Source organism: Pseudomonas sp. D4-21 (assembly GCF_051132125.1).
Taxonomy (GTDB): domain Bacteria; phylum Pseudomonadota; class Gammaproteobacteria; order Pseudomonadales; family Pseudomonadaceae; genus Aquipseudomonas.
Window position 1 is genome coordinate 4,645,138 of sequence record NZ_CP071664.1, and the last position, 26,858, is coordinate 4,671,995.

25 protein-coding genes and 2 tRNA genes are annotated in these 26,858 nt (G+C 60.1%); 16 read left to right on the forward strand and 11 right to left on the reverse strand.

Features of this window, described 5'->3' with window-relative positions; all coding sequences use genetic code 11:
- Positions 1–127 precede the first annotated feature (127 nt).
- The 5 genes from J3Q04_RS20860 (at position 128) to J3Q04_RS20880 (ending at position 4,661) form a co-directional block, all read left to right on the forward strand.
- Positions 128–1,090 carry a YbgA family protein gene (locus J3Q04_RS20860; protein ID WP_434609590.1) on the forward strand — a complete coding sequence of 321 codons (963 nt, stop codon included), beginning with the start codon at positions 128–130 and terminating at the stop codon, positions 1,088–1,090.
- Complete coding sequence (locus tag J3Q04_RS20865) at positions 1,090–2,028, forward strand: MerR family transcriptional regulator (RefSeq protein ID WP_434609588.1); 939 nt, start codon at positions 1,090–1,092, stop codon at positions 2,026–2,028. Before J3Q04_RS20860 ends, J3Q04_RS20865 begins: the two co-directional genes overlap by 1 nt.
- An 11-nt stretch (positions 2,029–2,039) precedes the next feature.
- Complete coding sequence (phrB, locus tag J3Q04_RS20870; RefSeq protein ID WP_434609586.1) at positions 2,040–3,479, forward strand: deoxyribodipyrimidine photo-lyase; 1,440 nt, start codon at positions 2,040–2,042, stop codon at positions 3,477–3,479.
- Positions 3,480–3,619: 140 nt separating this feature from the next.
- Positions 3,620–4,327: an SDR family NAD(P)-dependent oxidoreductase gene (locus J3Q04_RS20875; RefSeq protein WP_434611520.1), complete on the forward strand. Its 708-nt coding sequence runs from the start codon at positions 3,620–3,622 to the stop codon at positions 4,325–4,327.
- A gap of 28 nt (positions 4,328–4,355) precedes the next feature.
- Positions 4,356–4,661 (forward strand): YkgJ family cysteine cluster protein, encoded by a 306-nt coding sequence (locus J3Q04_RS20880; RefSeq protein ID WP_420764073.1) that lies wholly within the window; start codon positions 4,356–4,358, stop codon positions 4,659–4,661.
- 120 nt (positions 4,662–4,781) lie between these two features.
- On the opposite strand, the gene J3Q04_RS20885 is transcribed toward J3Q04_RS20880, so the two are convergent.
- From J3Q04_RS20885 to hemA, 6 genes are all read right to left on the reverse strand, one after another.
- Positions 4,782–5,300, reverse strand: coding sequence for an acyloxyacyl hydrolase (locus tag J3Q04_RS20885; RefSeq protein WP_434562343.1), 519 nt, complete (start codon positions 5,298–5,300; stop codon positions 4,782–4,784).
- Positions 5,301–5,415: 115 nt separating this feature from the next.
- Positions 5,416–6,207 carry a glutamate racemase gene (gene murI / locus J3Q04_RS20890; protein WP_434562341.1) on the reverse strand — a complete coding sequence of 264 codons (792 nt, stop codon included), beginning with the start codon at positions 6,205–6,207 and terminating at the stop codon, positions 5,416–5,418.
- Entirely contained in the window at positions 6,200–6,955 is a 756-nt protein-coding gene (locus J3Q04_RS20895; protein ID WP_434609583.1) for a molybdopterin-synthase adenylyltransferase MoeB, read from the reverse strand. The genes murI and J3Q04_RS20895 overlap by 8 nt, the downstream gene beginning before the upstream one ends.
- Positions 6,949–7,779, reverse strand: a complete 831-nt coding sequence (prmC, locus tag J3Q04_RS20900; RefSeq protein ID WP_434609581.1) for a peptide chain release factor N(5)-glutamine methyltransferase — start codon at positions 7,777–7,779, stop codon at positions 6,949–6,951. Before prmC ends, J3Q04_RS20895 begins: the two co-directional genes overlap by 7 nt.
- Positions 7,780–7,793: 14 nt before the next feature.
- Positions 7,794–8,876 (reverse strand): peptide chain release factor 1, encoded by a 1,083-nt coding sequence (gene prfA, locus J3Q04_RS20905; RefSeq protein WP_039592197.1) that lies wholly within the window; start codon positions 8,874–8,876, stop codon positions 7,794–7,796.
- Entirely contained in the window at positions 8,873–10,162 is a 1,290-nt protein-coding gene (hemA, locus tag J3Q04_RS20910; RefSeq protein WP_039592198.1) for a glutamyl-tRNA reductase, read from the reverse strand. The genes prfA and hemA overlap by 4 nt, the downstream gene beginning before the upstream one ends.
- Positions 10,163–10,343: 181 nt before the next feature.
- Between hemA and J3Q04_RS20915 the strand changes: the two genes are divergently transcribed.
- The 8 genes from J3Q04_RS20915 to ychF all read left to right on the forward strand — a co-directional run bounded on the left by J3Q04_RS20915 (position 10,344) and on the right by ychF (position 17,261).
- Positions 10,344–12,068, forward strand: coding sequence for a tetratricopeptide repeat protein (locus J3Q04_RS20915; protein ID WP_434609578.1), 1,725 nt, complete (start codon positions 10,344–10,346; stop codon positions 12,066–12,068).
- Positions 12,069–12,072: 4 nt separating this feature from the next.
- Positions 12,073–12,690 carry a lipoprotein insertase outer membrane protein LolB gene (gene lolB, locus J3Q04_RS20920; RefSeq protein WP_420764066.1) on the forward strand — a complete coding sequence of 206 codons (618 nt, stop codon included), beginning with the start codon at positions 12,073–12,075 and terminating at the stop codon, positions 12,688–12,690.
- Position 12,691: 1 nt separating this feature from the next.
- Positions 12,692–13,543 (forward strand): 4-(cytidine 5'-diphospho)-2-C-methyl-D-erythritol kinase, encoded by an 852-nt coding sequence (gene ispE, locus J3Q04_RS20925; RefSeq protein ID WP_434609575.1) that lies wholly within the window; start codon positions 12,692–12,694, stop codon positions 13,541–13,543.
- Between the two features lie 37 nt (positions 13,544–13,580).
- Positions 13,581–13,655: transfer RNA gene (locus J3Q04_RS20930), tRNA-Gln, on the forward strand.
- Between the two features lie 47 nt (positions 13,656–13,702).
- Complete coding sequence (locus tag J3Q04_RS20935; protein ID WP_003171603.1) at positions 13,703–14,644, forward strand: ribose-phosphate pyrophosphokinase; 942 nt, start codon at positions 13,703–13,705, stop codon at positions 14,642–14,644.
- Between the two features lie 140 nt (positions 14,645–14,784).
- A complete protein-coding gene (locus J3Q04_RS20940) occupies positions 14,785–15,387 on the forward strand; it encodes a 50S ribosomal protein L25/general stress protein Ctc (RefSeq protein WP_420764064.1) in 603 nt (200 codons plus the stop codon).
- Positions 15,388–15,553: 166 nt separating this feature from the next.
- On the forward strand, positions 15,554–16,138 hold the full coding sequence (pth, locus tag J3Q04_RS20945; protein ID WP_003185374.1) for an aminoacyl-tRNA hydrolase: 585 nt from the start codon (positions 15,554–15,556) through the stop codon (positions 16,136–16,138).
- Positions 16,139–16,160: 22 nt separating this feature from the next.
- A complete protein-coding gene (gene ychF, locus J3Q04_RS20950; RefSeq protein WP_420764062.1) occupies positions 16,161–17,261 on the forward strand; it encodes a redox-regulated ATPase YchF in 1,101 nt (366 codons plus the stop codon).
- Between the two features lie 54 nt (positions 17,262–17,315).
- On the opposite strand, the gene J3Q04_RS20955 is transcribed toward ychF, so the two are convergent.
- The 3 genes from J3Q04_RS20955 to J3Q04_RS20965 all read right to left on the reverse strand — a co-directional run bounded on the left by J3Q04_RS20955 (position 17,316) and on the right by J3Q04_RS20965 (position 20,912).
- Entirely contained in the window at positions 17,316–19,391 is a 2,076-nt protein-coding gene (locus J3Q04_RS20955) for a calcium-binding protein (RefSeq protein WP_434609572.1), read from the reverse strand.
- A gap of 3 nt (positions 19,392–19,394) precedes the next feature.
- Positions 19,395–19,550 carry a hypothetical protein gene (locus J3Q04_RS20960; protein ID WP_420764060.1) on the reverse strand — a complete coding sequence of 52 codons (156 nt, stop codon included), beginning with the start codon at positions 19,548–19,550 and terminating at the stop codon, positions 19,395–19,397.
- Positions 19,551–19,694: 144 nt separating this feature from the next.
- The gene (locus J3Q04_RS20965) at positions 19,695–20,912 is read right to left on the reverse strand and encodes an MFS transporter (protein ID WP_434562324.1); all 1,218 of its coding nucleotides are present in this window, start codon (positions 20,910–20,912) and stop codon (positions 19,695–19,697) included.
- Positions 20,913–21,247: 335 nt separating this feature from the next.
- Here J3Q04_RS20965 and J3Q04_RS20970 point away from each other — a divergent pair, with 335 nt between their 5' ends.
- Together J3Q04_RS20970 and J3Q04_RS20975 are read left to right on the forward strand one after the other, a co-directional pair.
- Positions 21,248–23,305: a methyl-accepting chemotaxis protein gene (locus J3Q04_RS20970; RefSeq protein ID WP_434609569.1), complete on the forward strand. Its 2,058-nt coding sequence runs from the start codon at positions 21,248–21,250 to the stop codon at positions 23,303–23,305.
- A gap of 103 nt (positions 23,306–23,408) precedes the next feature.
- Positions 23,409–23,485 (forward strand) — tRNA-Met (locus J3Q04_RS20975).
- 131 nt (positions 23,486–23,616) lie between these two features.
- Here the strand turns inward: J3Q04_RS20975 and J3Q04_RS20980 are convergent.
- Both J3Q04_RS20980 and J3Q04_RS20985 read right to left on the reverse strand, forming a co-directional pair.
- Positions 23,617–24,942 carry an APC family permease gene (locus tag J3Q04_RS20980; RefSeq protein ID WP_434562320.1) on the reverse strand — a complete coding sequence of 442 codons (1,326 nt, stop codon included), beginning with the start codon at positions 24,940–24,942 and terminating at the stop codon, positions 23,617–23,619.
- 147 nt (positions 24,943–25,089) lie between these two features.
- The gene (locus tag J3Q04_RS20985; protein ID WP_434562318.1) at positions 25,090–25,911 is read right to left on the reverse strand and encodes a carbon-nitrogen hydrolase family protein; all 822 of its coding nucleotides are present in this window, start codon (positions 25,909–25,911) and stop codon (positions 25,090–25,092) included.
- Between the two features lie 123 nt (positions 25,912–26,034).
- Between J3Q04_RS20985 and J3Q04_RS20990 the strand changes: the two genes are divergently transcribed.
- Positions 26,035–26,835 carry a helix-turn-helix transcriptional regulator gene (locus tag J3Q04_RS20990; protein WP_420764055.1) on the forward strand — a complete coding sequence of 267 codons (801 nt, stop codon included), beginning with the start codon at positions 26,035–26,037 and terminating at the stop codon, positions 26,833–26,835.
- The last annotated feature ends 23 nt before the right edge of the window (positions 26,836–26,858 follow it).

Genomic DNA, 26,858 nt, shown 5'->3' on the forward strand with positions numbered 1-26,858 from the left:
CATCTGCGCCATCCGTGGCATCGCCCGTTCATTCCATTGCCGGTTGACTTGTGTCCATTCAGACCTATGATTAAAAATATTGTACAGCGAAGTAAATATGTACAAGATTTTATCCCAGAGGTAGCTCATGCCCAGCGAAGCGAACGCCAAACCCAAGATTGCTATCAGCGCATGCCTGATGGGCGCCGAAGTTCGCTTCAATGGCGGGCACAAGCAATCACAGCTATGCAGCCGCACGCTTAATGACTTTTTCGATTTCGTCCCGGTTTGCCCTGAGGTCGCCATAGGCTTGGGCATTCCCCGGGAACCGATTCGGCTGGTGGGCAAACCCGAGCAACCCCACGCGGTCGGCACCGTGAACCGCGATCTCGACGTCACCCAATCACTGGACGATTACGGTCGGCAAATGGCTGAGGAACTAAACGACGTTTGCGGCTACATCTTCATGCAGAAGTCGCCGTCGTGCGGGCTGGAACGGGTCAAGGTCTACGATCACAACAGCGTGCCCCAGGACGGCGGCGGGCGTGGTATCTACGCGCAGGCCTTTTGTGCACGCCATCCGGACCTGCCGGTGGAAGAAGACGGTCGCCTCAACGACCCGGTATTGCGTGAGAACTTCCTCACTCGTGTGTTCGTCTACGCCGCTTGGCAATCGCTGCGCCGTCGCGACCTGACCCGGCGCGATCTCATTGAATTCCACTCGCGCTACAAATACTTGCTGATGGCTCACGATCCGGTGCAATACAAGGCCCTCGGCAACCTGTTGGGCAACATGGGCACGTCGGATCCCAATGAGTTGGGCCCGCGTTATTTCAGTGCCCTGATGACGGCCTTGAAGAAATGCGCCACCCGTCGAACCCACGCCAACGTACTTCAACATTTGAGCGGCTATCTCAAACGCGCCATCGGCGCCGATGACAAGCGGGAAGTGCAGCACCTCATCCAGCAATATCGCCTCGGCATCGTGCCCTTGGTGGTGCCGCTGACGTTACTCAAGCATCACCTGCGCCAGCATCCCGATCCATATCTCGCGCAACAGGCGTACCTGCAACCCCACCCGGAAAATCTCAGCCTGCGAAACGCCATCTGATGAACGACGAACCCGACTCCAGCGCCAGCGAAGACCTCGGCGCTGATTTTGCCACAGCGCTGGCGCAGGGCTGGCTGCCCATACGCGAAGTGTCCCGGCGGACCGGCGTCAACGCCGTCACGCTGCGTGCCTGGGAGCGCCGCTATGGCTTGATCGTGCCGCACCGCACCCCCAAGGGCCATCGCTTGTTCAGCGCTGAACATGTGCAACGGATCCAGAGCATCCTCACTTGGATCAATCGCGGCGTGGCCGTGAGCAAGGTCAAGCCGTTGCTCGACACTCCGCAGCCGCCCGACGAGCCATTGGAAGATGATTGGCAGTGCCAGCGCCACGCCCTTGCCCTGGCGGTGATGCAACTGGCCGAGCGGCAAGTCGATCATCTGGTCAACCAGGCGATGGCGCTTTATCCGCCCAGTACTGTTTGCGAACAGTTGCTGCTGCCCTTGCTCGACGAATTGCAGACACGTTGGCAAGGGCAGTTCGGCGCGCAGTTGGAGCAGGTGTTCTTTTATTCCTGGCTGCGCAGCAAGTTCGGCAGCCGGGTCTACCACAACAACCGCCAGGTGCATGGCGCGCCGTTGCTGATGGTCAATCATTCTCTGTCGTCCCAGGAACCGCACCTGTGGTTGACGGCCTGGCTCGCCAGCAGCTCCGATTGCCCCGTGGAGGTCTTCGATGCGCCTTTGCCGGCGGGAGAGTTGGCGCTGGCGGTCGAACGGCTCAAGGCCCGCGCCGTGTTGCTGTATTCAAGCAATGCCTTGAACCTTTCCCAATTGCCTAGGCAACTGAATGCCGTCGACTGCCCGATCATCATCGCCGGCCCGGCCGTGTCCATTCATCTCGCCAGGCTATCCACCGACGTCTCGATGCCCCACGTCAGTTGGGCCGAAAACCCGCTCTGCGCTCACGCCGAACTGAATCGTCGGGCGCTTCTTTAAAGAGTATGTCCATGCAATTGATCTGGCTGCGCAGCGATTTGCGCGTGCACGACAACACCGCGCTTGCCACCGCTGCCGCCCGAGGCCCCTGCGTGGCGGTATATCTGCCAAGCCCGGGGCAATGGCGCGCCCACGATGATGCGCCTTGCAAAGTCGATTTCTGGTTGCGCAACCTGGCGTCGCTGAGCACGGCGTTGGAACGACTGAACATCCCGCTGCTGATCCGCCAAGCGCCCCAATGGGACCAGGCGCCAGAAGTATTGGCGACACTGTGCCGGGAGCTGAACATCGACGCCGTGCACGTCAACGAAGAATACGGCCTGAACGAAACCCGACGCGACACCGAAGTCGCTCGTGCGCTGGCTGGAGAGGGTGTCGAGTTTCATAGCCACCTCGACCAGCTCTTGTTCAAGCCCGGCAGCGTGCTGACCAAGACCGGCAACTATTTCCAGGTATTCAGCCAGTTTCGCAAGGTGTGCTACCAACGCTTGCATTTCTCACTACCGAGCGTGGTGCCCACGCCTGCCCGGCAAGCGTCCACCGCCATAGCCAGTGATCCCGTGCCGACGTGCGTCGAAGGTTTCGAGCCACCCAGCGAAACGCTGCGAACCCTGTGGCCGGCCGGTGAGAGCGAAGCCCGGCGGCGGCTGGATGGGTTTGTCGAGCAGCACATCGACGACTACCTGACTGAGCGGGACTTCCCGGCCAGGCCTGGCACCAGCCAGCTTTCGGCCTACCTGGTGGCCGGCGTGGTATCGCCGCGCCAATGCCTGCACGCGGCACTGCACGCCAACCAGGGTGAATTCGAAAGTGGAAATGCAGGAACAGTGACCTGGATCAATGAATTGCTCTGGCGGGAGTTTTACAAACACATATTGGTGGGCTATCCACGCGTGTCCCGACACCGCGCGTTTCGCCCGGAGACCGAGGCCTTGGCCTGGCGCCAAGCGCCGGATGAACTGGCGGCGTGGCAACAGGCGCGCACCGGCCTGCCGATCATCGATGCGGCCATGCGCCAGCTGCTGGAGACGGGCTGGATGCACAACCGGTTGCGGATGGTGGTGGCCATGTTCCTGACCAAGAATCTGCTGATCGACTGGCGCGAAGGCGAACGTTTTTTCATGCGCCATCTGATCGACGGCGACCTGGCGGCCAACAATGGCGGCTGGCAATGGAGCGCTTCCACCGGGACGGACTCGGCGCCCTGGTTCCGCATCTTCAATCCACTGAGCCAATCGGAGAAATTTGATCGCGAGGGACTATTTATCAAGCGTTGGCTGCCTGAATTGAACAATTTGGATAACCAACGTGTCCACCGTCCTGATGCCCAGCGCGAACTGTTTGACGCAACGGATTATCCGTCGCCGATCGTTGATCTGGCGCAATCAAGAATGCGGGCTTTGGCGGCCTTCAAGCGGTTGCCGTCTCGCCAGGACATGAAATCAAACTGAAGCGCGATTATCAGACATGAAATTGGCCAGATCGGGAATTCACATCGCGCTGGACCTTATATAGTCTTACTAACTTAGGGCTTCTGCATAGGAGAACAGGATTGGGACGGAGGTATTGGCTAACCGGTGCGGCTGATGGCGTGGGTGCCTCGCTGGCTGAAGCATTGCTTCAGACCGGGGCGCAGTTGGCTATCGGCTCGTCTAAAATGTCCAACCTCCTTTCCCAGCGCTTTCCCGACCAAGTCTTGGCGGTCCCGGCCAAATTGACCAACAGCCAGATCGCTCGAGAGGTCGGCCAATTGATTTCCCAGCAATGGGGCGCGTTGGACACGGTGATCATCAATGCCGGAACGGCCGAATACGTTGAAGGCCAACCGGCTGACCATACGCTGGTCGAACGCATCATCCGCAGCAATCTGTTGGTTGCAAGTTTTTGCATTGACGTGGCGCTGCCGTTATTGCGCCAGGGGGGCACGCCTCACCTGGTAGGCATTACCAGCCCCGTCACGTACCTGGCGCCCTCCCACGCGCCAGGCGACGGCACTACGCTGCGCCAGGTGTTTGAATCGGTTCGTGGCGCCCCGTCCGGCAAAGGCATCGACGTAACGCTGGTTATCCCAGGATTCGACGACCCGGCGATGGGTCTCGACGGTAGCCTTCCCATCCCGACCCGATGGTCGGCCCCAGCGACGGCGAACTACATCTTGGCGCAGTTGAACGAACGCCCCCACGAAACGCCCCTACCCGCCGCCTCCATGAAGACCCTCTGGCCGTTACCCTCCCCGGCCAACAATTTTCCCGCGGACACCCAGCCCGCTGGCGAATCCCCGATCAAGGGACAACCCTGATCGACCCGGTTGCCTTACACTGCGCGCCATGAAAACCATCCCCCTCGTTGAACTGCCTGCGCCGGTCGTCACATGCTCGACATGCGCGGCGTGCTGCTGCCAGCTGGAAGTGATGTTGATCACCGATACTGGCGTTCCGGAACGTTTCATCGACACAGACGATTGGGGTGGGGAGGTCATGCTGAGGCTCGATGACGGCTGGTGCGCGGCGCTGGATCGCGACAGCATGATGTGCACGATCTACGAAAAGCGCCCGCTGATCTGCAGAGAATTCGAGATGGGCGCGCCGGAGTGCCTGGAAGAACGCCAGGGCATTGCGACGGCGTATCGATAAAGAATGGTCTGACGCACTGGATCCCTGTGGAGCGAGCTTGCTCGCGATAGCGGTGGACCAGGCGAGTGCAGGCGCTGGTCACCGCTATCGCGAGCAAGCTCGCTGACACGGTTTTTGCTGTTACAGCGGCATCGTGTAGTGCAGCGCGTAACTTTCTACCCCGTCGTTGTCCGACGAGATGCCGGCGTTGGAATAGTGAGTGGCACGAATGCCCACTTCGTGTCCGCCATTGAAGCGCAGGCCGAAACCGACACGGTCTTCGAACTGGAACGACGTACCGAGCTTGTTGGTTTCGATCTCGGTATTGTCAAAAAACGCGACGCCGATCCCCGCCTCGATGTAGGGCTTCACGTTCTGACCCGCAAATTCGTACACAAACACCGGCGAGAACGACAGGCTATGGTTACTGGAGGTCTTGTCCCCTTCCCAGTAAGTGTAGGCACCGCTCCAATAACCGGTCAGCCGACCCACGTCACTCTGCAGCCAGCTCTTGTCCCAATCGAACTGCATGCCCAGGCGATAGGTCATGGTCGAGTCGCCGGTCTGGCCGACCCCGAACTCCACGCCTGCCGCCTGTGCGGTGTAAGTGTGCCCCAGCAACGCAGCCGCAAGCGCGGCAAAGCAGAATAAACGCTTCATTAGAAACATCCTTTTCCGACAGCTTTAGTTAGTTTTTTCTTACAAACAGACAGAGCTATAGAAATCCGCGCCAAAACAGAAGTTCAGCACGATTTACATAATTTTCACGTTTTTTTTACAGGACGAAGCTTCGCACAATGCCGGAAGAATTCCATAGCATCGGTAGGATTTTTCTTAAATGTGACGGATCGGCACTGCTCCAGAATTGCGTTTCGCCAGCAGGCCCCTCGGCAGCTATTGCCCGCTCGCTCAGTAAGCGCTGGAGTTGGCGAGCCACGGCAGCGCCAGTGTCGATCAGGCTGACATCCTCCGGAACCATCTCTTTGAGCAGTGACTTGAGGAATGGATAGTGCGTGCAACCCAGGATCACCGTGTCGCAACCAGCCGCCAGCAACGGGGCAACGTAGCCCTGCAGCAACTGGCGCAAGGCCGGGCTGTGCAAGTCGCCAGCCTCGATCAGTTCGACCAATCCGGGACAGGGCTGCGTGACCACTCGCACGTCCGTGGCGAAGCGGTCGAGCAATGCGGCAAATTTGGCGCTCTGCAACGTGCCTGTGGTGGCGAGCACACCGACGATGCCGCTTCGAGTCGCCGCAGCGGCCGGCTTGACCGCCGGTTCCATGCCGACAATGGGCCAGTCCGGATAATCACGACGCAGGTCAGCCACTCCGGCGACGGTTGCCGTATTGCAGGCCACCACCAGCGCCTTGGCTCCCTGGCGTTGAAAAAAATCGGCAATGATCGCGCACCGCCGACGGATGAATTCCGGGCTTTTTTCTCCGTAGGGAATATGCCCGCAATCGGCTACGTACAGCAGCGACTCATGGGGCAGCAATCGGCGAATTTCCCCCAGCACCGACAGCCCGCCGACCCCTGAATCGAACACCCCGACCGGCGCCTCACTCATGTCGGGTACCGCAAACGCCGCACCCCGGATCCCGCTTGACCCGCAATTCGCGAAATCGCGTGCCCAGCGCATCGATCAACAGCAGGCGCCCCACCAGCGGCTCACCAAAGCCGGCCAACAGTTTCAGGGCCTCAAGCGCCTGGAGACTGCCCACCAACCCCACGAGCGGCCCAAGAACGCCGGCCTCGCTGCAGGTCAGCTCGGCTTCGCTGCCGTGCCCGTAGAGGCAGTGGTAACAAGGGCTTTCGGGGCGGCGCGGGTCGAATACCGACAGTTGGCCCTCCAGGCGGATGGCCGCGCCGCTGATCAAGGGCTTGCCCGCGGCGACGCAGGCTGCGTTCACCGCTTCGCGGGTGGAAAAGTTGTCGGAGCAGTCCAGCACGACGTCGACCGCCGCCACCGCGTCAGCCAGGCTGTCGTCGTCCATGGCCGCTGGATGGGGGACCAGTCGGACTTCAGGGTTGATGGCGGTGAGGCGGCGCATCGCCGAATCGACCTTGGTCAACCCGACGCTATCAGTGTCGTGGATGATCTGTCGCTGCAGGTTGGTCAGGTCGACCGTGTCGAAGTCGGCCAGGTGCAACTCGCCGACACCGGCTGCGGCCAGGTACAACGCCACTGGCGCGCCCAGGCCACCGAGACCGACAATCAATGCGCGGCTCTGCTTGAGGCGCAGTTGCCCATCGATGTCGAGGTGTTGCAACAGGATCTGTCGACTGTAGCGCAGCAGCTCTTGATCGTTCAGCACGGCAGGCGTCCCAGACTGATGCGTTCGTGATCACCGAGGTCCTTGCGGCTATGGACCTGGGCAAAACCTTGTTCTTGCAGCAGCCCCCGCACCGCGTCGGCCTGGTCATAACCATGCTCGAGCATCAGCCAGCCGCCTGCCTCGAGGTGATCGGGGGCCTGCTGGACAATCGCGCGCAAATCGTCGAGCCCGTCCGGCCCCGCCACCAGCGCACTGGCCGGCTCGAAACGCACGTCGCCCTCGGCCAGATGCGGATCGCTGGCGGCTATATAGGGCGGGTTACTGATGATCAGCCCGAAACGTTCGCCTTCCAGCGCACTGAACCAGTGGCTGCTCAGGATTGCGACGTTACGCAGGCCCAGGCGCTGGCGATTGCGTTCGGCCAACGCCACAGCCTCCAGCACACGATCGACCGCCGTCACGCTCCAGGCCGGACGCTCGCTGGCCAATGCCAAGGCAATCGCGCCGCTGCCGGTGCCCAGGTCGAGGACCCGGGCCGGCGTGGCTGTCAGCAGCTCCAACGCAGCTTCAACCAGCAACTCGGTGTCGGGACGCGGGATCAATGTGTGGGGCGCGACTTCCAGGTCCAGTTTCCAGAAACCCTGCTGCCCGAGGATATAGGCCACCGGCTCGCCGGAGCGACGACGGCGTAGATATTCGGAAAACACCAGCGCGGCCTCGCTCGGCACGATCCGCTCGGGCCAGGTGTGCAGGAAGCTGCGGGACTTGCCCAGGGCAGCGGCCAGCAACAACTCCGCATCCAAGCGTGACGTGGGGGAATCCGGCAATTCGGCGGCGCGAAGCAAACTGGCGATGATGGTCATTGGGTCACCCGTGCTTACTCGCCAATCGCGGCCAGTTGGTCGGCCTGGTATTCGGCGAGCAAAGGCTCGATGACGGCGTCCACACCACCGGCCAGAATCTCGTCGAGGGAGTACAAGGTCAGGTTCACCCGGTGATCGGTCACCCGGCCCTGGGCAAAGTTGTAGGTACGGATGCGCTCGGAACGGTCGCCCGACCCCACCAGCAGTTTGCGCTCGCTGGCGATGGCGTTGGCGGCGGCGCTGGTCTGCTGGTCGTTGAGCTTGGCCGAAAGCCAGGCCATTGCCCGTGCCCGGTTCTTGTGCTGGGAGCGTTCTTCCTGGCACTCGACGACGATGCCCGAGGGCAAGTGAGTGATGCGGATCGCCGAGTCGGTCTTGTTGACGTGCTGGCCACCAGCCCCCGAAGAACGGTAGGTGTCGATCCGCAGGTCCGCCGGGTTGATCTCGATGGCTTCCTGCTCGTCCGGCTCGGGCAACACCGCGACGGTGCAGGCCGATGTATGGATGCGGCCCTGGGATTCGGTGGCCGGCACCCGTTGTACGCGGTGGGCGCCGGATTCGAACTTCAACTTCCCGTAGACGTTGTCGCCCTCGACCCGGGCGATGACTTCTTTATAGCCACCGTGTTCGCCTTCGTTCTCCGATAGGATCTCCACCCGCCAGCCGCGACGCTCGGCATAACGCGAATACATGCGAAACAGGTCGCCGGAAAAGATCGCGGCTTCGTCGCCGCCCGTGCCGGCGCGGATTTCGAGAAAGACGTTTCGTCCGTCATTCGGGTCCTTTGGCAGCAACATGCGTTGCAGATTGCTTTCCAGCTCGACCAATTGCTCCTTGGCTTCGCGCACTTCCTCCACGGCCATTTCGCGCATGTCCGGGTCGCTGTCCTTGAGCAGCGCCTGGGCGCCCTCGAGGTCGCCCTGCACTTTGAGCAGTTGCTTATAGGTGGCGACAATCGGCTCGACTTCCGCGTACTCCTTGGAATAGGTGCGGAATTTGTTCTGGTCGGAAATGACTTCGCCGTCGCCCAGCAAGGCGGTCAGTTCCTCGAAACGGTCCTGGAGAATGTCCAGCTTATTGAGCAGTGACGCTTTCATTGCGATTTTTTATCCGAAAAGCTATCCGGTGAAGCCTCACCGAGGGCGAAAAGTTCCTGGGCCATGGCCAGCGCATCGAGGCGGCCCTCGGCCGTCAGCTTTTTGAGCTGGACGCTTGGGGCATGGAGCAATTTGTTGGTCAGGCCGCGCGCCAGTTGCACCAACACCTCTTCGGCGCTGCCGCCGTTGGCCAGCAGGCGCTGGGCCTTTTGCAACTCTTCGTCGCGCAGGCGCTCGCTTTGCTGACGATACGCCTTGAGCACGTCCACCGCCGCCAGCTCGCGCAGGCGCACCATGAAATCCTCGGCGCCAACGGTGATCATTTCCTCGGCGGCCTGCGCCGCGCCTTGCCGGCTCTTCAGGTTCTCGGCTACGACTTCGTGCAGGTCATCGACACTGTAGAGGTATACGTCGTCCAGTTCGCCGACTTCGGGCTCGATGTCGCGGGGCACGGCAATGTCGACCATGAAGATCGGTTTGTGCTTGCGCAGTTTCAAGGCGCTTTCCACCGCGCCCTTGCCCAGGATGGGCAACTGGCTGGCGGTGGAACTGATGACAATGTCGCTGTGCACCAGTTCGGCGGGAATATCCGACAGCAGCACCGCATGCGCACCGAATTGCTCGGCCAGGGTACTGGCGCGCTCAAGGGTGCGGTTGGCGACCACGATGCGCTTCACCCCCAGGTCATGCAGATGGCGGGCGACCAGGGTGATGGTCTCGCCAGCACCGATCAGCAGCGCCTGGCTGCGTTGCAAATCGCTGAATATCTGCTTCGCCAGGCTGACAGCGGCAAACGCCACGGACACAGGGTTTTCGCCAATGGCGGTGTCGGTGCGCACTTGCTTGGCGGCGTTGAAAGTGGCCTGAAACAGACGCCCCAGCAGCGGCCCGACAGTGCCGGCCTCGCGCGCCACGGCATAGGCCGATTTCATCTGGCCGAGAATCTGCGGTTCGCCGAGCACCAGCGAATCGAGCCCCGAAGCGACACGCATCATGTGACGAACGGCCGCATCGTCCTCATGTACATAGGCACTGGCGCGCAGCTCTTCCAGACTCAGGTCATGGTATTCGGCCAGCCAGCGCAGCACCGAATCGGCCGAGACGTGATCCTGTTCTATATAAAGCTCACTGCGATTACAGGTGGAGAGGATCGCAGCTTCGCGGCTGTCGGTGAGTCGGCAGAGCTGCTGCAGGGCCTCAACCAGCTGCTCAGGCGTAAAGGCCACGCGCTCGCGGACATCTACTGAAGCAGTCTTGTGGTTAATACCAAGTGCAAGGAAGGCCATTCAAGGTCGCTGATGGTGACGTGAAGCCGGCAATTGTCCTACTTCGCCAGATTGAGAACAACCACCACCGACTATTGTCACAATTACCTGTGCCTATAAGGCATCCGCCGAGACTCGGTTATGTTTGACCGATGGCTTGTGTCATGATGATCCGACCGCAGGTAAGTCGTCCTCTTCCTATATGAATAGATCTTTTGCGTTGCTCCTCGCTTTTGCCTTTCTCGGCGGCTGCCAGTCCATGGCCCCCGTTTCGACGGACGGTACGCCACCGGTCGAAGGCAGCACTCCGGCTCCCGAAAAGCCCAAGGTGTACGGCTCGTTCAGCGAAGAAACTGTCTTCAGCCTGCTGAGTGCCGAGCTGGCAGGCCAGCGCAATCGTTTCGACATTGCCCTGGATAACTACGTCACCCAGGCCATCAACACTCAGGATCCGGGCATTTCCGAGCGGGCGTTCCGCATTGCCGAATACCTGGGGGCCGACCAGGCCGCGCTGGATACGGCGCTGATCTGGGCCAAAAACGCCCCGGACGACCTCGAAGCGCAACGCGCCGCCGCCGTGCAACTGGCGCGCGCCGGGCGTTACGACGATTCCATGGTGTACATGGAAAAAGTCTTGCTGGGCAAGGGCGATACCCATTTCGATTTCCTTGCGCTGTCCGCCGCCGATACCGACCAAGAGACCCGCGACGGCTTGAAGAAGAGTTTCGATCGCCTGCTGGAACGTCACCCGAACAACGGCCAGTTGATTTTCGGCAAGGCCTTGCTGCTGCAGCAGGACGGCGACTCCCAAGGCGCCCTCACCTTGTTGGAAGACAACCCGCCGGAAGCGGGCGAAGTGGCGCCTATCCTGTTGCGTGCACGCTTGCTGCAAGGCATGAATCGCGGCGACGAAGCGCTGCCGCTGATGGAAAAAAGCATCAAGAAGTACCCGGACGACAAACGCCTTCGCCTCACCTACGCCCGCATGCTGGTGGAAAACAACCGCATGGACGACGCCAAGGTCGAGTTTTCCAGCCTGGTGCAGCAATACCCCGAAGACGACGATTTGCGTTATTCCCTGGCGCTGGTCTGCCTGGAGGCCAAGGCGTGGGAAGAAGCCAAGGGTTACCTGGAAGACCTGATAGCCCGGGAAAGCCACGTCGACTCGGCCCACCTGAACCTGGGCCGCATCGCCGAGGAGCGCAACGATCCCGAGAGCGCGCTGATCGAGTACGCCCAGGTCGGCCCGGGCAATGACTACCTCCCAGCGCAGCTGCGCCAGGCTGACATCCTGATCGGCAACGGCCGGACGGCCGAGGCCCAGAGTCGCCTGGCCGTTCAGCGCGACACCCAGCCGGACTATGGCATCCAGCTCTACCTGATCGAGGCCGAAACCCTGTCGGCCAACAAGCAGGGCGATAAAGCCTGGACTGTCCTGCAACAAGCGTTGAAGCAATACCCGGACGATCTGAACCTGCTGTACACCCGCGCCATGCTCGCGGAAAAACGCAACGATCTGGCCCAGATGGAAAAAGACCTGCGGCTGATCATCCAGCGCGACCCCGACAACGCGATGGCCCTCAACGCCCTCGGCTACACGCTATCGGATCGGACCACCCGCTACGATGAAGCCAAGGTGCTGATCGAGCAGGCCCACCGGATCAATCCGGAAGACCCGGCCGTACTCGACAGCCTCGGTTGGGTGAATTTCCGCCTGGGCAACCTCGACGAAGCCGAACGCCTGTTGCGCCAGGCCCTGGAGCGCTTCCCCGACCAGGAAGTCGCCGCGCACCTGGGTGAAGTACTGTGGGCCAACGGCAAACAACGCGAAGCCAGGCAGATCTGGGACAAGTTCCTCAAGGAACAACCGGACAGCCCGATTCTGCGCGGCACCATCAAACGCCTGACCGGATCAGAGACCCTCTAAGATTATGTTTGTGCGCCACTTCATTATTTTCAGTTTCATCGCCCTGCTCGCCGGTTGCGCGGGCTTCGGCGCCCGAGAATCCGTCCAGGGCCATGGCGACCCGGCCCAGTGGCGCGAGCATAAAGAACAGCTCAGCGGCCTCGATGGCTGGCAGATCGACGGCAAGATCGGCATTCGCGCGCCCAAGGACTCTGGCAGCGGTACCTTGTTCTGGTTGCAGCGCCAGGATTACTATGACATTCGACTTTCGGGCCCACTGGGGCGCGGTGCGGCGCGGCTGACCGGCCGGCCAGGGCAGGTTTCGCTGGAAGTCGCCAACCAGGGACGCTACGAGGCTCCGAGCCCCGAAGCACTGCTGGAAGAACAGCTGGGCTGGAAACTGCCGGTTTCCCACCTCACCTGGTGGGTTCGCGGCCTCCCGGCACCGGACAGCAAGAGCCGTCTGACCCTGGACGCCGACAGCCGCCTGTCGAACCTGGAGCAGGATGACTGGCAGATCGAATACCTGAGCTATGCCGAGCAGAACGGCTACTGGTTGCCGGAGCGCATCAAGCTGCACGGCAGCAACCTGGACGTCACGCTGGTCATCAAGCAATGGCAGCCGCGCAAGCTGGGACAATGACATGACCGCTGCACGCCTGACGCTGCCCTCCCCGGCCAAGCTCAACCTGATGCTGCACATCCTCGGTCGTCGCCCGGATGGCTATCACGAGCTGCAAACGATTTTCCAGTTCCTGGATTATGGCGACGAGATCACTTTTGCCGTGCGCGATGACGGCGTGATCCGTTTGCACACCGAATTCAACGGTGTTCCCCACGACAGCAACCTGATCGTCAAGGCGGCGAAGAAGCTTCAGGAGCAATCCGGCTGTTCGCTGGGCATCGACATCTGGATCGAAAAAATCCTGCCCATGGGCGGAGGAATCGGTGGCGGCAGTTCGAATGCGGCCACGACGCTGCTAGGCCTCAATCATCTCTGGCAGTTGGGCTGGGACATGGATCGCCTCGCGGCGCTGGGCCTTTCGCTGGGTGCCGACGTACCGGTTTTCGTGCGTGGCCACGCGGCTTTCGCCGAGGGCGTCGGGGAAAAACTCACACCGGTAGAGCCCGAGGAACCTTGGTACTTGGTGCTGGTGCCGCAAGTCTCTGTAAGTACAGCAGAAATTTTTTCAGATCCACTGTTGACACGTAACTCTCCTCCCATTAAAGTGCGCCCCGTTCCCAAGGGAAACAGTCGAAATGACTGCTTACCGGTGGTAGCAAGGCGTTATCCAGATATTCGTAACGCATTGAATTTGTTAGGTAAATTTACCGAAGCAAAACTCACCGGAACTGGAAGTTGTGTGTTTGGGGGCTTCCCAAGCAAAGCTGAAGCTGATAAAGTCTCGGCCCTTCTTACAGAGACCCTTACAGGGTTTGTAGCAAAAGGAAGCAACGTTTCGATGTTGCATCGCAAGCTGCAAAGTCTGCTCTAAAAGGAATCGAGTGCTGGGCACTCGCAGCAACAGATACAGGGGCGTCGCCAAGCGGTAAGGCAGCAGGTTTTGATCCTGCCATGCGTTGGTTCGAATCCAGCCGCCCCTGCCATTTTCCTATACTCATCCAGGTATACCCTCAGCCTTCAGGTACTGCGCGTGTCCAAGATGATGGTCTTTACGGGGAACGCTAACCCCGATCTGGCTCGGCGTGTCGTACGTCAGCTGCATATCCCTCTCGGTGACATCTCTGTCGGTAAGTTCTCCGACGGCGAAATCACTGCCGAGATCAATGAAAACGTTCGCGGTAAAGACGTCTTCATTATTCAGCCGACTTGCGCTCCGACCAACGATAACCTGATGGAACTCGTCGTGATGGCTGATGCCTTCCGCCGTTCCTCGGCTACTCGTATTACTGCTGTTATTCCTTACTTTGGTTATGCCCGCCAGGATCGCCGTCCGCGTTCCGCACGCGTGGCCATCAGCGCGAAAGTCGTTGCCGATATGCTGACCGTGGTCGGCATCGATCGTGTACTGACGGTCGATCTGCATGCTGACCAGATCCAGGGCTTCTTCGATATTCCCGTGGACAACATCTACGGCTCCCCCGTCCTGGTGGATGACATCGAGGATCAGCGCTTCGAAAACCTCATGATCGTGTCCCCGGACATTGGCGGCGTCGTGCGTGCACGGGCCGTAGCCAAATCCTTGGGCGTTGATCTGGGTATCATCGACAAACGCCGCGAGAAGGCCAATCACTCCGAAGTGATGCACATCATCGGCGATGTCGAAGGGCGCACCTGTATCCTGGTCGACGACATGGTCGATACCGCCGGCACCCTGTGCCACGCGGCCAAGGCCTTGAAGGAGCATGGCGCTGCCAAGGTCTTCGCCTACTGCACGCACCCTGTGCTGTCGGGTCGGGCGATCGAAAACATTGAAAATTCCGTGCTGGACGAGTTGGTGGTGACAAACACCATCCCGCTGTCCGCTGCAGCACAAGCCTGTGCGCGTATCCGTCAGTTGGATATCGCACCGGTGGTTGCCGAGGCGGTTCGCCGCATCAGCAATGAAGAATCGATCAGTGCGATGTTCCGCTAAGGGCCCTGCCCTTTCCCGGATATCTCGTTGACGAAAAGCGCCCCGCCCCAACACTCATGTTGGGGCGGGGCTTTTTTGCCCATACCGCTTTGGCGTCGGTCGCAGACGTCATTCGGATATGGCTATTTTGGAGAAACAACATGACCGATTTCATTCTGAACGCCCAAGCGCGTACCGACCTGGGGAAAGGTGCGAGCCGCCGCCTGCGTCGTCTCGCCAGCCAGGTTCCTGCCGTTGTATACGGTGGTGACAAGGCCCCTGAATCCATCACCATGCTGGCCAAAGAAGTGGCCAAGCTGTTCGAAGACGAGGCTGCTTTCAGCCACGTGATCGAACTGAACGTTGATGGCAAGAAGCAAAACGTCATCGTTAAAGCGATGCAGCGTCACCCGGCCAAGCAGTTCATCATGCACGCTGACTTCATCCGCGTCGTGGCTGGCCAGAAACTGACCGCTACCGTTCCAGTGCACTTCATCAACGAAGCTGCTCCGATCAAGAAAGGCGGCGAAATCTCGCACGTGACTTCCGAGCTGGAAGTTTCCTGCCTGCCGAAGGACCTGCCTGAATTCATCGAAGTCGACCTGGCTGACGCCGAGATTGGCACGATCGTTCACCTGTCCGACCTCAAGGCTCCTAAAGGCGTTGAGTTTGTTGCCCTGGCACACGGTGATGACAAGGCTGTTGCCAACGTCCACGCTCCACGTGTTGCTCCAGAAGCGACTGAAGAAGGCGCAGCAGAGTAATTACACTCTGTCGCCGGAGTGACCGGAAACATCGCGGACTGGAACGTAGCGAGACAACGGGCAAGAACGCGAAGTTTACTTAACGGTAGATCCGCAATTTTCGTTCGTTGTCGCCACACCGTCTGACCGCGACATGTTAACCACCACTCCAGGAAGGGCCCCTATCGTGACTGCCATCAAACTGATCGTTGGCCTGGGAAATCCAGGCGCCGAATACGAACAGACCCGGCATAACGCAGGGGCCCTTTTTGTTGAGCGCATCGCGCACGCCCAAGGCGTCAGCCTGGCCGCCGATCGCAAATATTTTGGCCTGACCGGGCGTTTTTCACACCAGGGTCAGGATGTTCGCCTGTTGATTCCCACCACCTATATGAACCGCAGCGGCCAGGCCGTGGCGGCGTTGGCCGGTTTCTTTCGCATCAAGCCTGAAGAAATCCTGGTGGCCCACGACGAACTCGACCTGCCTCCGGGCGTTGCCAAGCTCAAGCAGGGCGGCGGCCATGGCGGTCACAACGGGTTGCGCGACATCATTGCGCAACTGGGCAATCAAAATACCTTTCACCGCCTGCGGCTCGGCATCGGCCACCCGGGCGTTGCCAGTATGGTTTCAAATTTTGTCCTGGGTCGCGCGCCTCGCGCCGAACAGGAAAAACTCGATGCCAGCATCGACTTTGCCCTCGGCGTGCTGCCGGATATCCTCGCCGGTGAATGGAACCGCGCGATGAAAAACCTGCACAGCCAGAAGGCCTGACACTTATCCGAGGGGAAACACCATGGGATTCAATTGCGGCATCGTCGGCCTGCCTAACGTCGGCAAGTCCACCCTGTTCAACGCCCTGACCAAATCCGGTATCGCGGCCGAGAACTTCCCCTTCTGCACCATCGAGCCGAACAGCGGCATCGTGCCGATGCCCGATCCGCGCCTGGACGCACTGGCGGCCATCGTCAATCCCAAGCGCATCCTGCCGACCACCATGGAGTTCGTCGACATCGCAGGCCTGGTGGCCGGTGCTTCGAAGGGTGAAGGCCTGGGCAACAAGTTCCTGGCCAACATCCGCGAAACCGATGCCATCGCCCACGTGGTGCGCTGCTTCGAAGACGAGAACGTGATCCACGTTTCCAACAGCGTCGACCCGAAACGCGACATCGAGATCATCGACCTGGAACTGATCTTCGCCGACCTCGACAGTTGCGAGAAACAACTGCAGAAGGTTGCCCGCAATGCCAAGGGTGGCGACAAGGATGCAGTCGTCCAGAAAGGCCTGTTGGAGCGATTGATCGCTCACTTCACCGAGGGCAAGCCCGCGCGTAGCCTGATGAAGGACATGAGCACCGACGAGAAGCTGGTGATCAAGGGCTTCCACCTGCTGACCACCAAGCCGGTCATGTATATCGCCAACGTCGCCGAAGACGGTTTCGAGAACAACCCGCATCTGGACGTGGTCCGTGCCATCGCCGAGGAAGAAGGTGCCATGGTCGTTCCGGTCTGCAACAAGATCGAAGCGGAAATCGCCGAACTGGACGATGGCGAAGAGAAGGACATGTTCCTCGAGGCCCTGGGCCTGGAAGAGCCTGGCCTGAACCGGGTGATCCGCGCTGGCTACGAAATGCTCAACCTGCAGACCTACTTCACCGCCGGTGTCGAAGAAGTCCGCGCCTGGACCGTTCGCGTGGGCGCCACCGCCCCGCAAGCCGCTGGCGTCATCCATACCGACTTCGAAAAGGGCTTCATCCGCGCCGAAGTCATCGCCTACGCCGACTTCATCCAGTACAAGGGCGAAGCTGGCGCGAAGGAAGCCGGTAAGTGGCGTCTGGAAGGCAAGGAATACATCGTCAAGGACGGCGACGTGATGCACTTCCGCTTCAACGTCTGAAATGAAAAAAACACCGCGTGGCAGTGACTGTCACGCGGTGTTTTTTTATGGGCGTCAACTTAACAAATGCCATTGATCGACGTCTGGCGCCACCCCGATCAGGCCTAGTTGGGCGTCGGGAGCCGCTGTGGGAGCAAAGACCATGTTGTCTTCGCCGAGGCTTTCCCTCCAGTCCCCGGCCAGCGCAACCTGGAACGAATGGCCTTGCGCGTCCGCTTGCGCATCCTTCAGGTAAGTGCGGTCCAATGCCTCGTTGTAGACCAACTTCAGCGTAGTGCCCGTACCCTCTCCGAAGCCGGTATAGCCCAGTGCCGACACATCGATCTTGTCGTCAACCGTAAAGCCTTCGATAAGGTCGGCAAAGCTTTGGTTGTCGGTACGGTAGCTGTCCTCGATGGAGAGATAGCGGAACACGTCGGCGTTTTCCCGATTGTCCGTCCACAACGAAATGTCGGCTCTGTCCCCACCGTTGAGACGATCGGCGCCCGCGCCGCCGATGATGACATCCGCTCCGGCGCCGCCGTTGATACGGTCATTGCCGTCCAGGCCATGGATGATTTCCGACAAGGCAGAACCGGTAATCGTATCGTTGGTAGATTCCCCTTCAAGCGTGGGCGCTGTGAACACAAGATTCGTGTTGTTCAATTGCCCAACCAGATTGCCATCCAAGGTCAGTTCAAAACGTTGCCCGGTAGCATCGGCGTCGAAGCTCTTGAGGTAGGTGCGGGTGCCGTCCGCGCTGGCCTGGATGGCCAAGGTACCGTCATGGCCATCCCCAATACCGGTGAAGCCCAGGCCGATCAGGTCAATGCGGTCCTCGGAGACATCGAAGTCCTGGATTCGGCCGCTGCTGTTCAGCGTGGCGGTGCGGAAGCTGTCGCCCAGTTCGGTAAAACGGAAGATGTCCGAGCCTGAGCCACCTTGCAACACATCACGCCCGCCGTCGCCGTGGAGCACATCATCGCCCGCCAGGCCGTGGATGATTTCGGCGGCATCGGTGCCCCGCAAGATTTCCTCGCCGGCGTACCCCTCCATATGGAGCTTGCCGTCCTGGCTGCCAAAGCTTGAGTCCAGGCTACCGTCGGCGTTCAAGCGGATGACATTGAAATCTCCGTTGTTCGTGCCGGCAGCCACGATCCTGCCATCGGCTTGCACCGTCAAAGCCACCGGCGTGTCGGCCTCGAAGGTCACCGAGCCATTGCTGCCGAAACTACTGTCGAATGACCCGTCAGCGTTGAGCCGCGCCACGGTAGCCAGGCGATCGCCCTCGCCATGCCCCATCACGATGATCTTTCCGTCAGCCTGCACGGTGACCACCGAGTCTTCGCCAAACCCCATGGCAGCGCTCAAATGCAGGACGCCGTCGTCACCGAAACGGGTATCCAACTGACCGTCGGCGTTGAAACGCTGCAAGGCGAACGTCGGATCGCCCATGCCGGCGGCATTGTAGGCAGCCCCGACCACGACACTTCCATCTGCCAACACCGCAGTGGAGATCCCTCCGTTGAAAAACGGGTCTTCGTAAATGTCGACGGTGAGCACGCCATTGTGACCAAAGCCGTCGAACAAGCTGCCGTCATTGCCAGCCTTGGTCACGGTAGCCTGGTCAAACCCGCGGGCACTGACCTGAAAGGTGCCGTCCATATTGGCCGTCAGGTCGATATCCTTGAAATCATGGTTGATGTCGACCGTCATGACACCGTTCTGACCAAAGCCGACATCACGCGTCCCGTCACTGTTGTAGCGCTCCACTTGTATGCCGGTGTTCAGCGCCACAGCGACGAGCACCTTGCCATCGGCCTGCACCGCCGTCAGCTCATAGCGGGACGCTGGGGCTGTCGTGGTCGGTATCGTATCGACGCCACCTTCATGAAAGCGGGTGTCCAGGCTGCCATCCGCATTCAGGCGGATAACGGAATGGTTCTGCTCGTAGCCGTAGCTTTCCTCACCTGGCGCCCCGGGGTAGCCCCATGCCAGGTACTCGGTATAGCCGCCAATCAGTATCTTGCCGTCCGGCTGGATAATGATGCTCTGGGCATCATCTAGCTGGCCGGTGAGGTCGACCTGGACAGTGCCGGGGCCGGTTCTCACGGTATGGGAATTCAGGTTCGGGTTATCGACGGTTGCCATGGTTTAGTCCCTTAAAAGAAATGCCAGTTTCGTCACCTGGTAGAGCGACAACGCTTTGCACGCTGCCTCGGTCATAACCATGACCGGTGGCTTCTTGTTGGAGCCAATTGACTGGAACAGGCTCTTTGCGTCGGAAACACCAAAGAGCGGCAAGTTCATTCATGGCTCAGGGACTACGATAAACGGTACATCGACCCCATCCGGGGTCGAGAGCAAAAATGCCTGATGGATTGACCGAAGCTCTGTACGAAAGGTATCCGCACTGGCCCATACTGCGTTGAAACGGGGCTCGGAATGTTCGATTCAGGCCCTTTTGGTCCTTGGCAGGAAAATTGCCAACACGCCGAACAACGGCAGGAACGAGCACAGCCAATACACGTATTCGATACCCCGGATGTCCGCCAGATGCCCCAGCAGCGCGGCGCCGATCCCACCGAAGCCGAACATCAACCCGAAGAACACGCCGGCGATCATCCCAACGTTGCCCGGCACCAGCTCCTGGGCATACACCACGATGGCGGAGAAAGCCGAAGCCAAGATGAAGCCGATCACTACGCTGAGGATGCTGGTCCACAGCAGGTCCACGTGAGGCAAGATCAGCGTAAATGGCGCCACACCCAGAATCGAGAACCAGATCACCGCCTTGCGTCCGATCTTGTCGCCGATCGGGCCGCCAAAGAAGGTCCCCGCCGCCACTGCGCCAAGGAACAGGAACAGGTGCAGTTGGGAAGATGCCACCGACAGGTCGAACTTTTCGATCAGGTAGAAGGTGAAATAGCTGGTGAAACTGGCCATGTAGAAATACTTCGAGAACACCAACAGGCCAAGCACCACCAACGCACTCAGGACCCGCCCCTTGGATAAGCCATGCGTCGCCGCCTGGCCTTGCTTGAGCTTGAACAGGTTCAGGTGATTGGCGTACCAACGGCTGATGCGGTACAGCACGAACAAGGCAAACAGCGCGAACAAGCCGAACCAGGCCACATTGCCTTGACCGTAGGGAATGATGATCGCTGCGGCCAGCAGCGGGCCGAATGCGGAGCCGGCGTTTCCGCCCACCTGGAAAGTCGATTGCGCCAGGCCGTAACGACCGCCGGAAGCCAGTCGCGCCACTCGCGATGCCTCGGGGTGAAAAGTCGACGAGCCGATACCGATCAAGGCCGCCGCCAGCAGGATCATGGCAAAGCTGCCGACCATGGACATCATCACGATGCCGATCAGCGTGCACACCGTTCCGGCCGGCAACAGCCAGGGCTTCGGGTGCCGATCGGTGTGATAGCCGACCCAAGGCTGCAACAAAGATGCGGTCAACTGGAACGTAAGGGTGATCAGGCCGACCTGGGTAAACGTCAGGCCATAGCTGTCCTTGAGCATCGGATAGATGGACGGCAGCACAGCCTGGATCAGATCGTTGATCAGATGAGCCAACGCCACCGCACCAATGATGCGCATGACCAAAGGACTGCTTTGGGGCGTGGCGCCAATGGGCGTCGCGTCAGCCGGGGTATTGCTGATAGCCATGGGAAGTTTCCAGACGGCAGGTGGGAGCACATGGGCAAGGTTCGCCAATGTGCCATTTTTCAGTGCGACAAGGCTATCCCATTAGCTTGCTATCGACCGATAAAAAATAGTCGGCAAACAAGGTGATAGCGCAACGCCATGGTCTGAATCTTGCCTTGTAAAAGTCTTACGACGCGGCCCCTTACAAAGGGGACCGAGAATGGGAAGTTTCGCTACAGAGCAGGCCTACAGAGCCGGCCTGGACAAGCTTTCGAGGCCTTTTGAAAGAGCACCCGTTTCGGCACTTGTGTAAAAACGCACAAAAAAAGTGCAAGGGTGTTCAGGGGAGTATGGGCATGCAGGCTTTTCTATCACCGGGCATCCGGTTGCTGGGGCATTTTGGTTTCGCCCGTAAATTCCAGTTGTTGTTCCTTTTGTTCATCCTGCCGCTCATGGGCAGCCTGTGGCTCATCGGCCAGGACTACCGGGACAAACTCAACCTGATTTCCGGAGAGCGCGCCGGCGTACGCCAGTTGCTCGCCCTGGATAACCTGGACAACCTGCTCGCCGCCCAGCGTAATCGCGCGGCGCGCTGGCGGGCCACGGAGACCAATCGACAACCCACCCCTGCGACGATCGCCGCCATGGCCGCGTTCGATGCGGTGCAACCGGAGCTCAACCAGGTCGCCAACGATCTTGGCGCGACCTTGCAGGCCGAGGGCGTCGAAGCCGACACCCTCGCCCGCTACCAGGCCTTGCAGACCAGCCTCAACGGCCTGGATTCCAAGAGCCTGGGCGCCGTGGGTTGGTGGCCGGATGGCTATGATCGTTTCACCGCTGCCCTCAGCGCATTGCAAGCGTTGCGCGAACAGATGGTCATGGACAATCGCCTGACGCTCGCCTCCTGGCTGGAAACCTACCTGCTCACCCAGATTTCGACCCAGCAGACACCCGAGCTGATCGAACGTGTCGGCCGCCTGGCCAGCGTTGGCCAGGCCTCGGTGGTGTCAGGCCAATTCACTTTGCAGAGCCGCCTGCAACTGCGTGACTTGCGCAGCCGCATCGGCGACGCCCGGGATCAGTTGGTCAAGACCGGTGCGTTGCTGGAGACACGCTTGCCCAGCGAATTGCAATCCTGGGCCGGACAGTTCCAGGGCAGCCTCAAGCACTTGGACGCCGGCTTGAAAGTCTTGGATGACGGCGTGTTCGGTGGCTCCATCAATCTCAAGCCGGAAGCGTTCGAGAAACACATGGACGCCCTTCTTCGGGACCTGGCGACCCTGCGACAACAATCGCTGGTCGCACTGGACACGCGGCTGGACCATTACCACGGCTCTGCGATCCGCCAGTTCACCTTGGTCGCCACGGTGCTTGGCTGCCTATTGCTGGCGGCGCTGTACCTGTTCGTCTGCTTGCAAGCCTCTATCCGCCGCAGCGCCAGTGGCATAACCCTACTGGCCGAAGCCCTGCGTGACGGCAACCTGAGCCTCCAGGTACCCGTGCAAGGACGCGACGAGCTGGCAGCTATCAGCACCGCGCTCAATGTCGCCGTGGTGCAGTTGCGCACCAGCCTGCTGGGCGTGGATCACGAAACGCTGCAACTGAGCGACGCCGTGCGCACCCTCAATACACACTCCAGCGGCGCCTTGGGCGAAGTCGAGGCTCAGCAGATGCAAATCAGCCAGATCGCCGCCGCCGCGACGCAACTGGCCGCAACTTCCCAAGGCGTCGCGAAAAGTTGCGAACAGGCGTCAGACAGCGCGCAACAGACCCGTCGCATCGCCGCCGACAGCAGCCGCGACAGCCAGCGCACCACGGCGAGCATTCAGCAGCTCAACCAGCGGCTCAACGAAACCGCCGCCGCCTTGGGCCGGGTCAGCGAGCAGGGCCAACAGATCCAGCTGGTGGTCGATACCATTCGCGGCGTGGCCGAGCAGACCAATCTCCTGGCGCTCAACGCCGCCATCGAAGCCGCCCGCGCCGGTGAACAAGGCCGGGGCTTTGCGGTGGTGGCCGATGAAGTGCGCAGCCTGTCGCAACGTACCCAGTCCTCCACCCAACAGATCGCCGGCACCGTCGACAGCCTGCGCGCCACGGTCAACGAAGCCGTCAGCCTGATGGAAGCGGCCTGCGGCCAGGCCCAGACCGACGCGCAAGCCGTGACCGGCCTTGGCGAGCGTCTGGGGGAAATTGCCAGCGCCGTACAGAGCGTCACCGATACCCTGGCGCAAATCGCCACCGCGGTGGATGAGCAGGCCAGCACAGCCGACGAGGTCAGCGGCAATATCCAGCAGGTCGATCAAGCGGCCATGCGCCTGCTGGAAGGCGCCCGCGCGGTGAACGTGGCGGCGGACACCTTGAGCCAAGGCAGCCAGGCCTTGAGCGCGAACACAGGGAGATTTCAGCTCAGTTGACGCACATTGGCGACGAGGATGGTTAAGCGGTTGAAAGTGCAGAGAAATATTTTGGATTTACGCTTGACACATCTTCGTTACCAGCGAATAATGCGCGCCACTTGGCTACATAGCTCAGTTGGTTAGAGCATAGCATTCATAATGCTGGGGTCCGGGGTTCAAGTCCCTGTGTAGCCACCAAGTCCTGTTCAAAGATGTTCCTGAATGTCTTTGAACAACAAGAAGCCCGCCTAGTGCGGGCTTTCTTGTTTCTGGGTATATCTCCCTGAATGCCCCCGCAAGATTCAGCTATTCCCACGGGGCGTAGTGATTTATGTGGCTTCCTGGAAATCCATCTCCGGTGGCTGGCGACGAAAACCTCCCGTCAGCACCGCCAGATACACCAAGCCAATCGCCAGCCAGCTCAGGCCAAGGTAGATCGCCAAGTGATCGAGGCTGACCATCAGCCATACATCAGCCGCCAGACCAACGAACGGGAACAGCAGGAACAACACGAATTCACGCAGCCCTTTCTTCTGCGCGCCGATCCAGTAGTGAAAAATCACCGACAGGTTCACCAGGCTGAATGCCAGGAACGCGCCGAAGTTGATGAACGAGGTTGAGGTGGTGACGTCCAGTTTCAGCGCCAGCAACGCGACCACGGCGCACAAGAGAATGCTGTTGACCGGCGTACCGAAGCGTTCATGCAAGGCGCCAAAGAACGATTTCGGCAGTACGCCATCTCGGCCCATGGCGAACAACAGCCGGGAGCCGCTGGCCTGGGCCGACAGCCCCGACGCGAATTGGCCAACGATCAGGCCGATCAGGAAGATCGATACGAACAGGTCGCCACCGATATTGCGGGCAATTTCATAGGCCGCCGCGTCGACACTGTCGAACTGGGACGACGGATGGGCGATCTGCACGAAGTACGACACGCTGACGAAGATCAATCCGCCGACCAGGGTAATCAGCATGATCGCTCGTGGAATGGTACGGCGCGGATCGCGGGTTTCTTCGGTCAGGGTACTGACCGCGTCGAACCCCAGGAATGAATAACAGGCGATGGCTGCGCCGCTCATGATCAATGGCATCTGCATGTCACCGTTAAAAAAGGGCTCGACCGACCATAACGGTGTGCTCGCATCCCCGCCGACATAATGAACGCACAACGCAACGAAGGCGATCAGCACCAGGAATTGCACCAGCATCAACAGCGCGTTGATGCCGTTGGCCAGTTTCAGACCGACGATGTTGATCGCACTTGTGATGCCAATGAAGACCAGCACCCAGAGCCACTGCGGCACGGTCGGGAATGCGGAATGAAGGTAGGCCGCGCCGATCAGCCAGATGGCCATGGGCAAGAAAAGGTAATCGAGCAATACCGCCCAACCGGCGATGAAACCGAGTTTCGGGCTGATCGCCTTGCGGACATAGCTGTAGGCCGAACCGGCGACAGGGAACGCCGCGGCCATTCGGCCGTAGCTCATCGCGGTGAAGAACATCGCCACCAGTGCTGCCAGGTAAGCGGCGGGGACCATGCCGGAGGTGGATTGAGCGAGAATACCGAAAGTGCCAAGGACAATGATCGGTGTCATATAGGCGATGCCGAACAGCACCACCGACCCCAATGACAGGGTGCGTTGCAAATGAGCCATGAGTGACTACTCCGAATTATTAGATTTATGGCAGAGCCGAGTTCGGCGCAATTTCGGGTGTTAGGTTCTTGTTCTGTTTTTTTCAACGCAAACGTGTTGCTTGTCAGGGCCTCTTCGCGGGCAAGCCCTGACGACACAGATTCAGGATCAACGCGAAGGAATCAACAGCTCTCGCAGTCCATAGGGATGCTCGACAATCTCTCCCGGCATCTTCAGCCGCTGATCATCGAGGTAGCGATAATCACGCCGCGCCGCCGTCAGTTGGTTCAGGTCCAATTCCACCGCAAACTGCCCTTCTTCGCGCCCGGCCTCGAACAACAGCGTGCCCAGCGGGTCCACCAACGCACTGCCGCCTGCGAACACCAACCCGCCATCCCCTTCTTCCACCCGATTGACCATCAGCGCATACGCTTGGTTTTCCTGGGCGCGAGCCATGATCGCGGTGCGGTGAGTCGGCCCGTAGGGGTCCATGTTGCCGTTGGTGACGATCAGCAGTTCGGCCCCCAGTTGCGCCAGGGCTCGGGCGGTTTCCGGGAACTCGATGTCGTAGCAGATCAGCAGACCGACGCGCACACCGTTCCACTCACACGTGGCGTAACGGTCGCCGGCCTCGAACACACCGCGGTCCGACGCCCAGAGGTGGGTCTTGCGATACTTCAGCGCGATGCCCTGCGGGGTGATCAGCAGCGTGGTGTTGTAGAAGCGGCCACGGTCGTTTTCGGCCACGCCTATGACCACGGCAATGTTGTGCTCCCGGGCCGCAGCAAGCACCGCGCTGACAGTCGGGCCATCCAATGGCTCAGCGGTTTCTGCCACTGTCTCAAGCGATGGGAAGCCCATCAGGTGCGTTTCGGGAAATACAATCAACTGCGTATCGGCCGCACAGGCGGCAATCGCCTGAAGGGCGCGTTCGAGGTTATAGGCCGTATCGTTATCACGGCCCGCCAACTGGGCGAGTTCGACTTTCATGGGTATTCCTTGTTCTAACCAGGCGGGCTGAAAGATTGCCCGGTCGGTGTCTGTGAGCCAGTATGCGCAGCAGGCCCACGGCGGGAAATCACGCCGCTGGGGTAACCCGATAGGGGTAGAGGCATGACACTTTCGTTAGACGACATCGCGTGGCACCGCTCGGTTGGGCAACTGATCGACGCCTTGGACAAGCCTAATTTCTGGACGCAGCTGGTCCGTTTGCTCGATCAATACGTACCTTTCGACAGTTGGGTGGCACTGCTTTTCAGCGCCGACCAGCGCCCGCAGGTATTCGCAGAGTGCCCGGGTGCGGACGGCAGTCCGGATCAATTGTTCCAGGATTATCTGCGCGGCCTGTATCTGCTCGATCCGTTCTACATCGCCTGTCGCGAGCAGTCGCGCACCGGGCTGTATCGCCTGTCGGAAGTCGCACCGGAACATTTCGAGTTGACCGAGTACTACCAGCGTTACTTCCGCCTGAATGTGGTGTCCGATGAGGTCCAATTCAATTGCCAGCTCGAAGGCGACCGCACGCTTTGCCTGTCGCTGGGCAGCAAGCAGCGGTTCAGTGGCGAGCAGACTGCCTTGCTGTCACTCATCCAGCCCTGGGTGCTCGGCCTGTTGCGCCAGCGCCTGCCTTACGAAATCAACGAAGTGGTGGCCCTTGCACCAGCACCGCCGCAAGCCGATTGGCGCGTGCAGCTGGAAGCGTCAGTCCAGCAGCTCAAAGGCGCGCAATTGACCGCACGGGAGCTGGATGTCGGGCGCTTGATGCTCAGCGGTTGCTCCAGCAAGGAAATCGCCCGCAAGCTGGAAATTTCCGCCGAAACCGTAAAAGTCCATAAAAAACATATGTACAGCAAACTGGGGATCAAGTCCCAGTCCGAGCTGTTTTCTATTTTTCTCCAGGCGCAGAACGCCTGACGTCTTGTGGGGGCGAAGCCGAA

Excerpts from the sequence above, each read along its gene's own strand:
- phrB (WP_434609586.1), top strand. The coding sequence starts at position 2,040 with ATGCAATTGATCTGGCTGCGCAGCGATTTGCGCGTGCACGACAACACC.
- prmC (WP_434609581.1), bottom strand. The coding sequence starts at position 7,779 with ATGACCATCATCGCCAGTTTGCTTCGCGCCGCCGAATTGCCGGATTCC.
- J3Q04_RS20955 (WP_434609572.1), bottom strand. The coding sequence starts at position 19,391 with ATGGCAACCGTCGATAACCCGAACCTGAATTCCCATACCGTGAGAACC.
- lolB (WP_420764066.1), top strand. The coding sequence starts at position 12,073 with ATGTTTGTGCGCCACTTCATTATTTTCAGTTTCATCGCCCTGCTCGCC.
- murI (WP_434562341.1), bottom strand. The coding sequence starts at position 6,207 with ATGAGTGAGGCGCCGGTCGGGGTGTTCGATTCAGGGGTCGGCGGGCTG.
- J3Q04_RS20860 (WP_434609590.1), top strand. The coding sequence starts at position 128 with ATGCCCAGCGAAGCGAACGCCAAACCCAAGATTGCTATCAGCGCATGC.
- J3Q04_RS20985 (WP_434562318.1), bottom strand. The coding sequence starts at position 25,911 with ATGAAAGTCGAACTCGCCCAGTTGGCGGGCCGTGATAACGATACGGCC.
- prfA (WP_039592197.1), bottom strand. The coding sequence starts at position 8,876 with ATGAAAGCGTCACTGCTCAATAAGCTGGACATTCTCCAGGACCGTTTC.
- hemA (WP_039592198.1), bottom strand. The coding sequence starts at position 10,162 with ATGGCCTTCCTTGCACTTGGTATTAACCACAAGACTGCTTCAGTAGAT.
- J3Q04_RS20960 (WP_420764060.1), bottom strand. The coding sequence starts at position 19,550 with ATGAACTTGCCGCTCTTTGGTGTTTCCGACGCAAAGAGCCTGTTCCAG.
- J3Q04_RS20880 (WP_420764073.1), top strand. The coding sequence starts at position 4,356 with ATGAAAACCATCCCCCTCGTTGAACTGCCTGCGCCGGTCGTCACATGC.
- J3Q04_RS20990 (WP_420764055.1), top strand. The coding sequence starts at position 26,035 with ATGACACTTTCGTTAGACGACATCGCGTGGCACCGCTCGGTTGGGCAA.
- ispE (WP_434609575.1), top strand. The coding sequence starts at position 12,692 with ATGACCGCTGCACGCCTGACGCTGCCCTCCCCGGCCAAGCTCAACCTG.
- J3Q04_RS20865 (WP_434609588.1), top strand. The coding sequence starts at position 1,090 with ATGAACGACGAACCCGACTCCAGCGCCAGCGAAGACCTCGGCGCTGAT.
- ychF (WP_420764062.1), top strand. The coding sequence starts at position 16,161 with ATGGGATTCAATTGCGGCATCGTCGGCCTGCCTAACGTCGGCAAGTCC.
- J3Q04_RS20940 (WP_420764064.1), top strand. The coding sequence starts at position 14,785 with ATGACCGATTTCATTCTGAACGCCCAAGCGCGTACCGACCTGGGGAAA.
- J3Q04_RS20970 (WP_434609569.1), top strand. The coding sequence starts at position 21,248 with ATGCAGGCTTTTCTATCACCGGGCATCCGGTTGCTGGGGCATTTTGGT.
- J3Q04_RS20915 (WP_434609578.1), top strand. The coding sequence starts at position 10,344 with ATGAATAGATCTTTTGCGTTGCTCCTCGCTTTTGCCTTTCTCGGCGGC.
- J3Q04_RS20885 (WP_434562343.1), bottom strand. The coding sequence starts at position 5,300 with ATGAAGCGTTTATTCTGCTTTGCCGCGCTTGCGGCTGCGTTGCTGGGG.
- J3Q04_RS20965 (WP_434562324.1), bottom strand. The coding sequence starts at position 20,912 with ATGGCTATCAGCAATACCCCGGCTGACGCGACGCCCATTGGCGCCACG.
- J3Q04_RS20980 (WP_434562320.1), bottom strand. The coding sequence starts at position 24,942 with ATGGCTCATTTGCAACGCACCCTGTCATTGGGGTCGGTGGTGCTGTTC.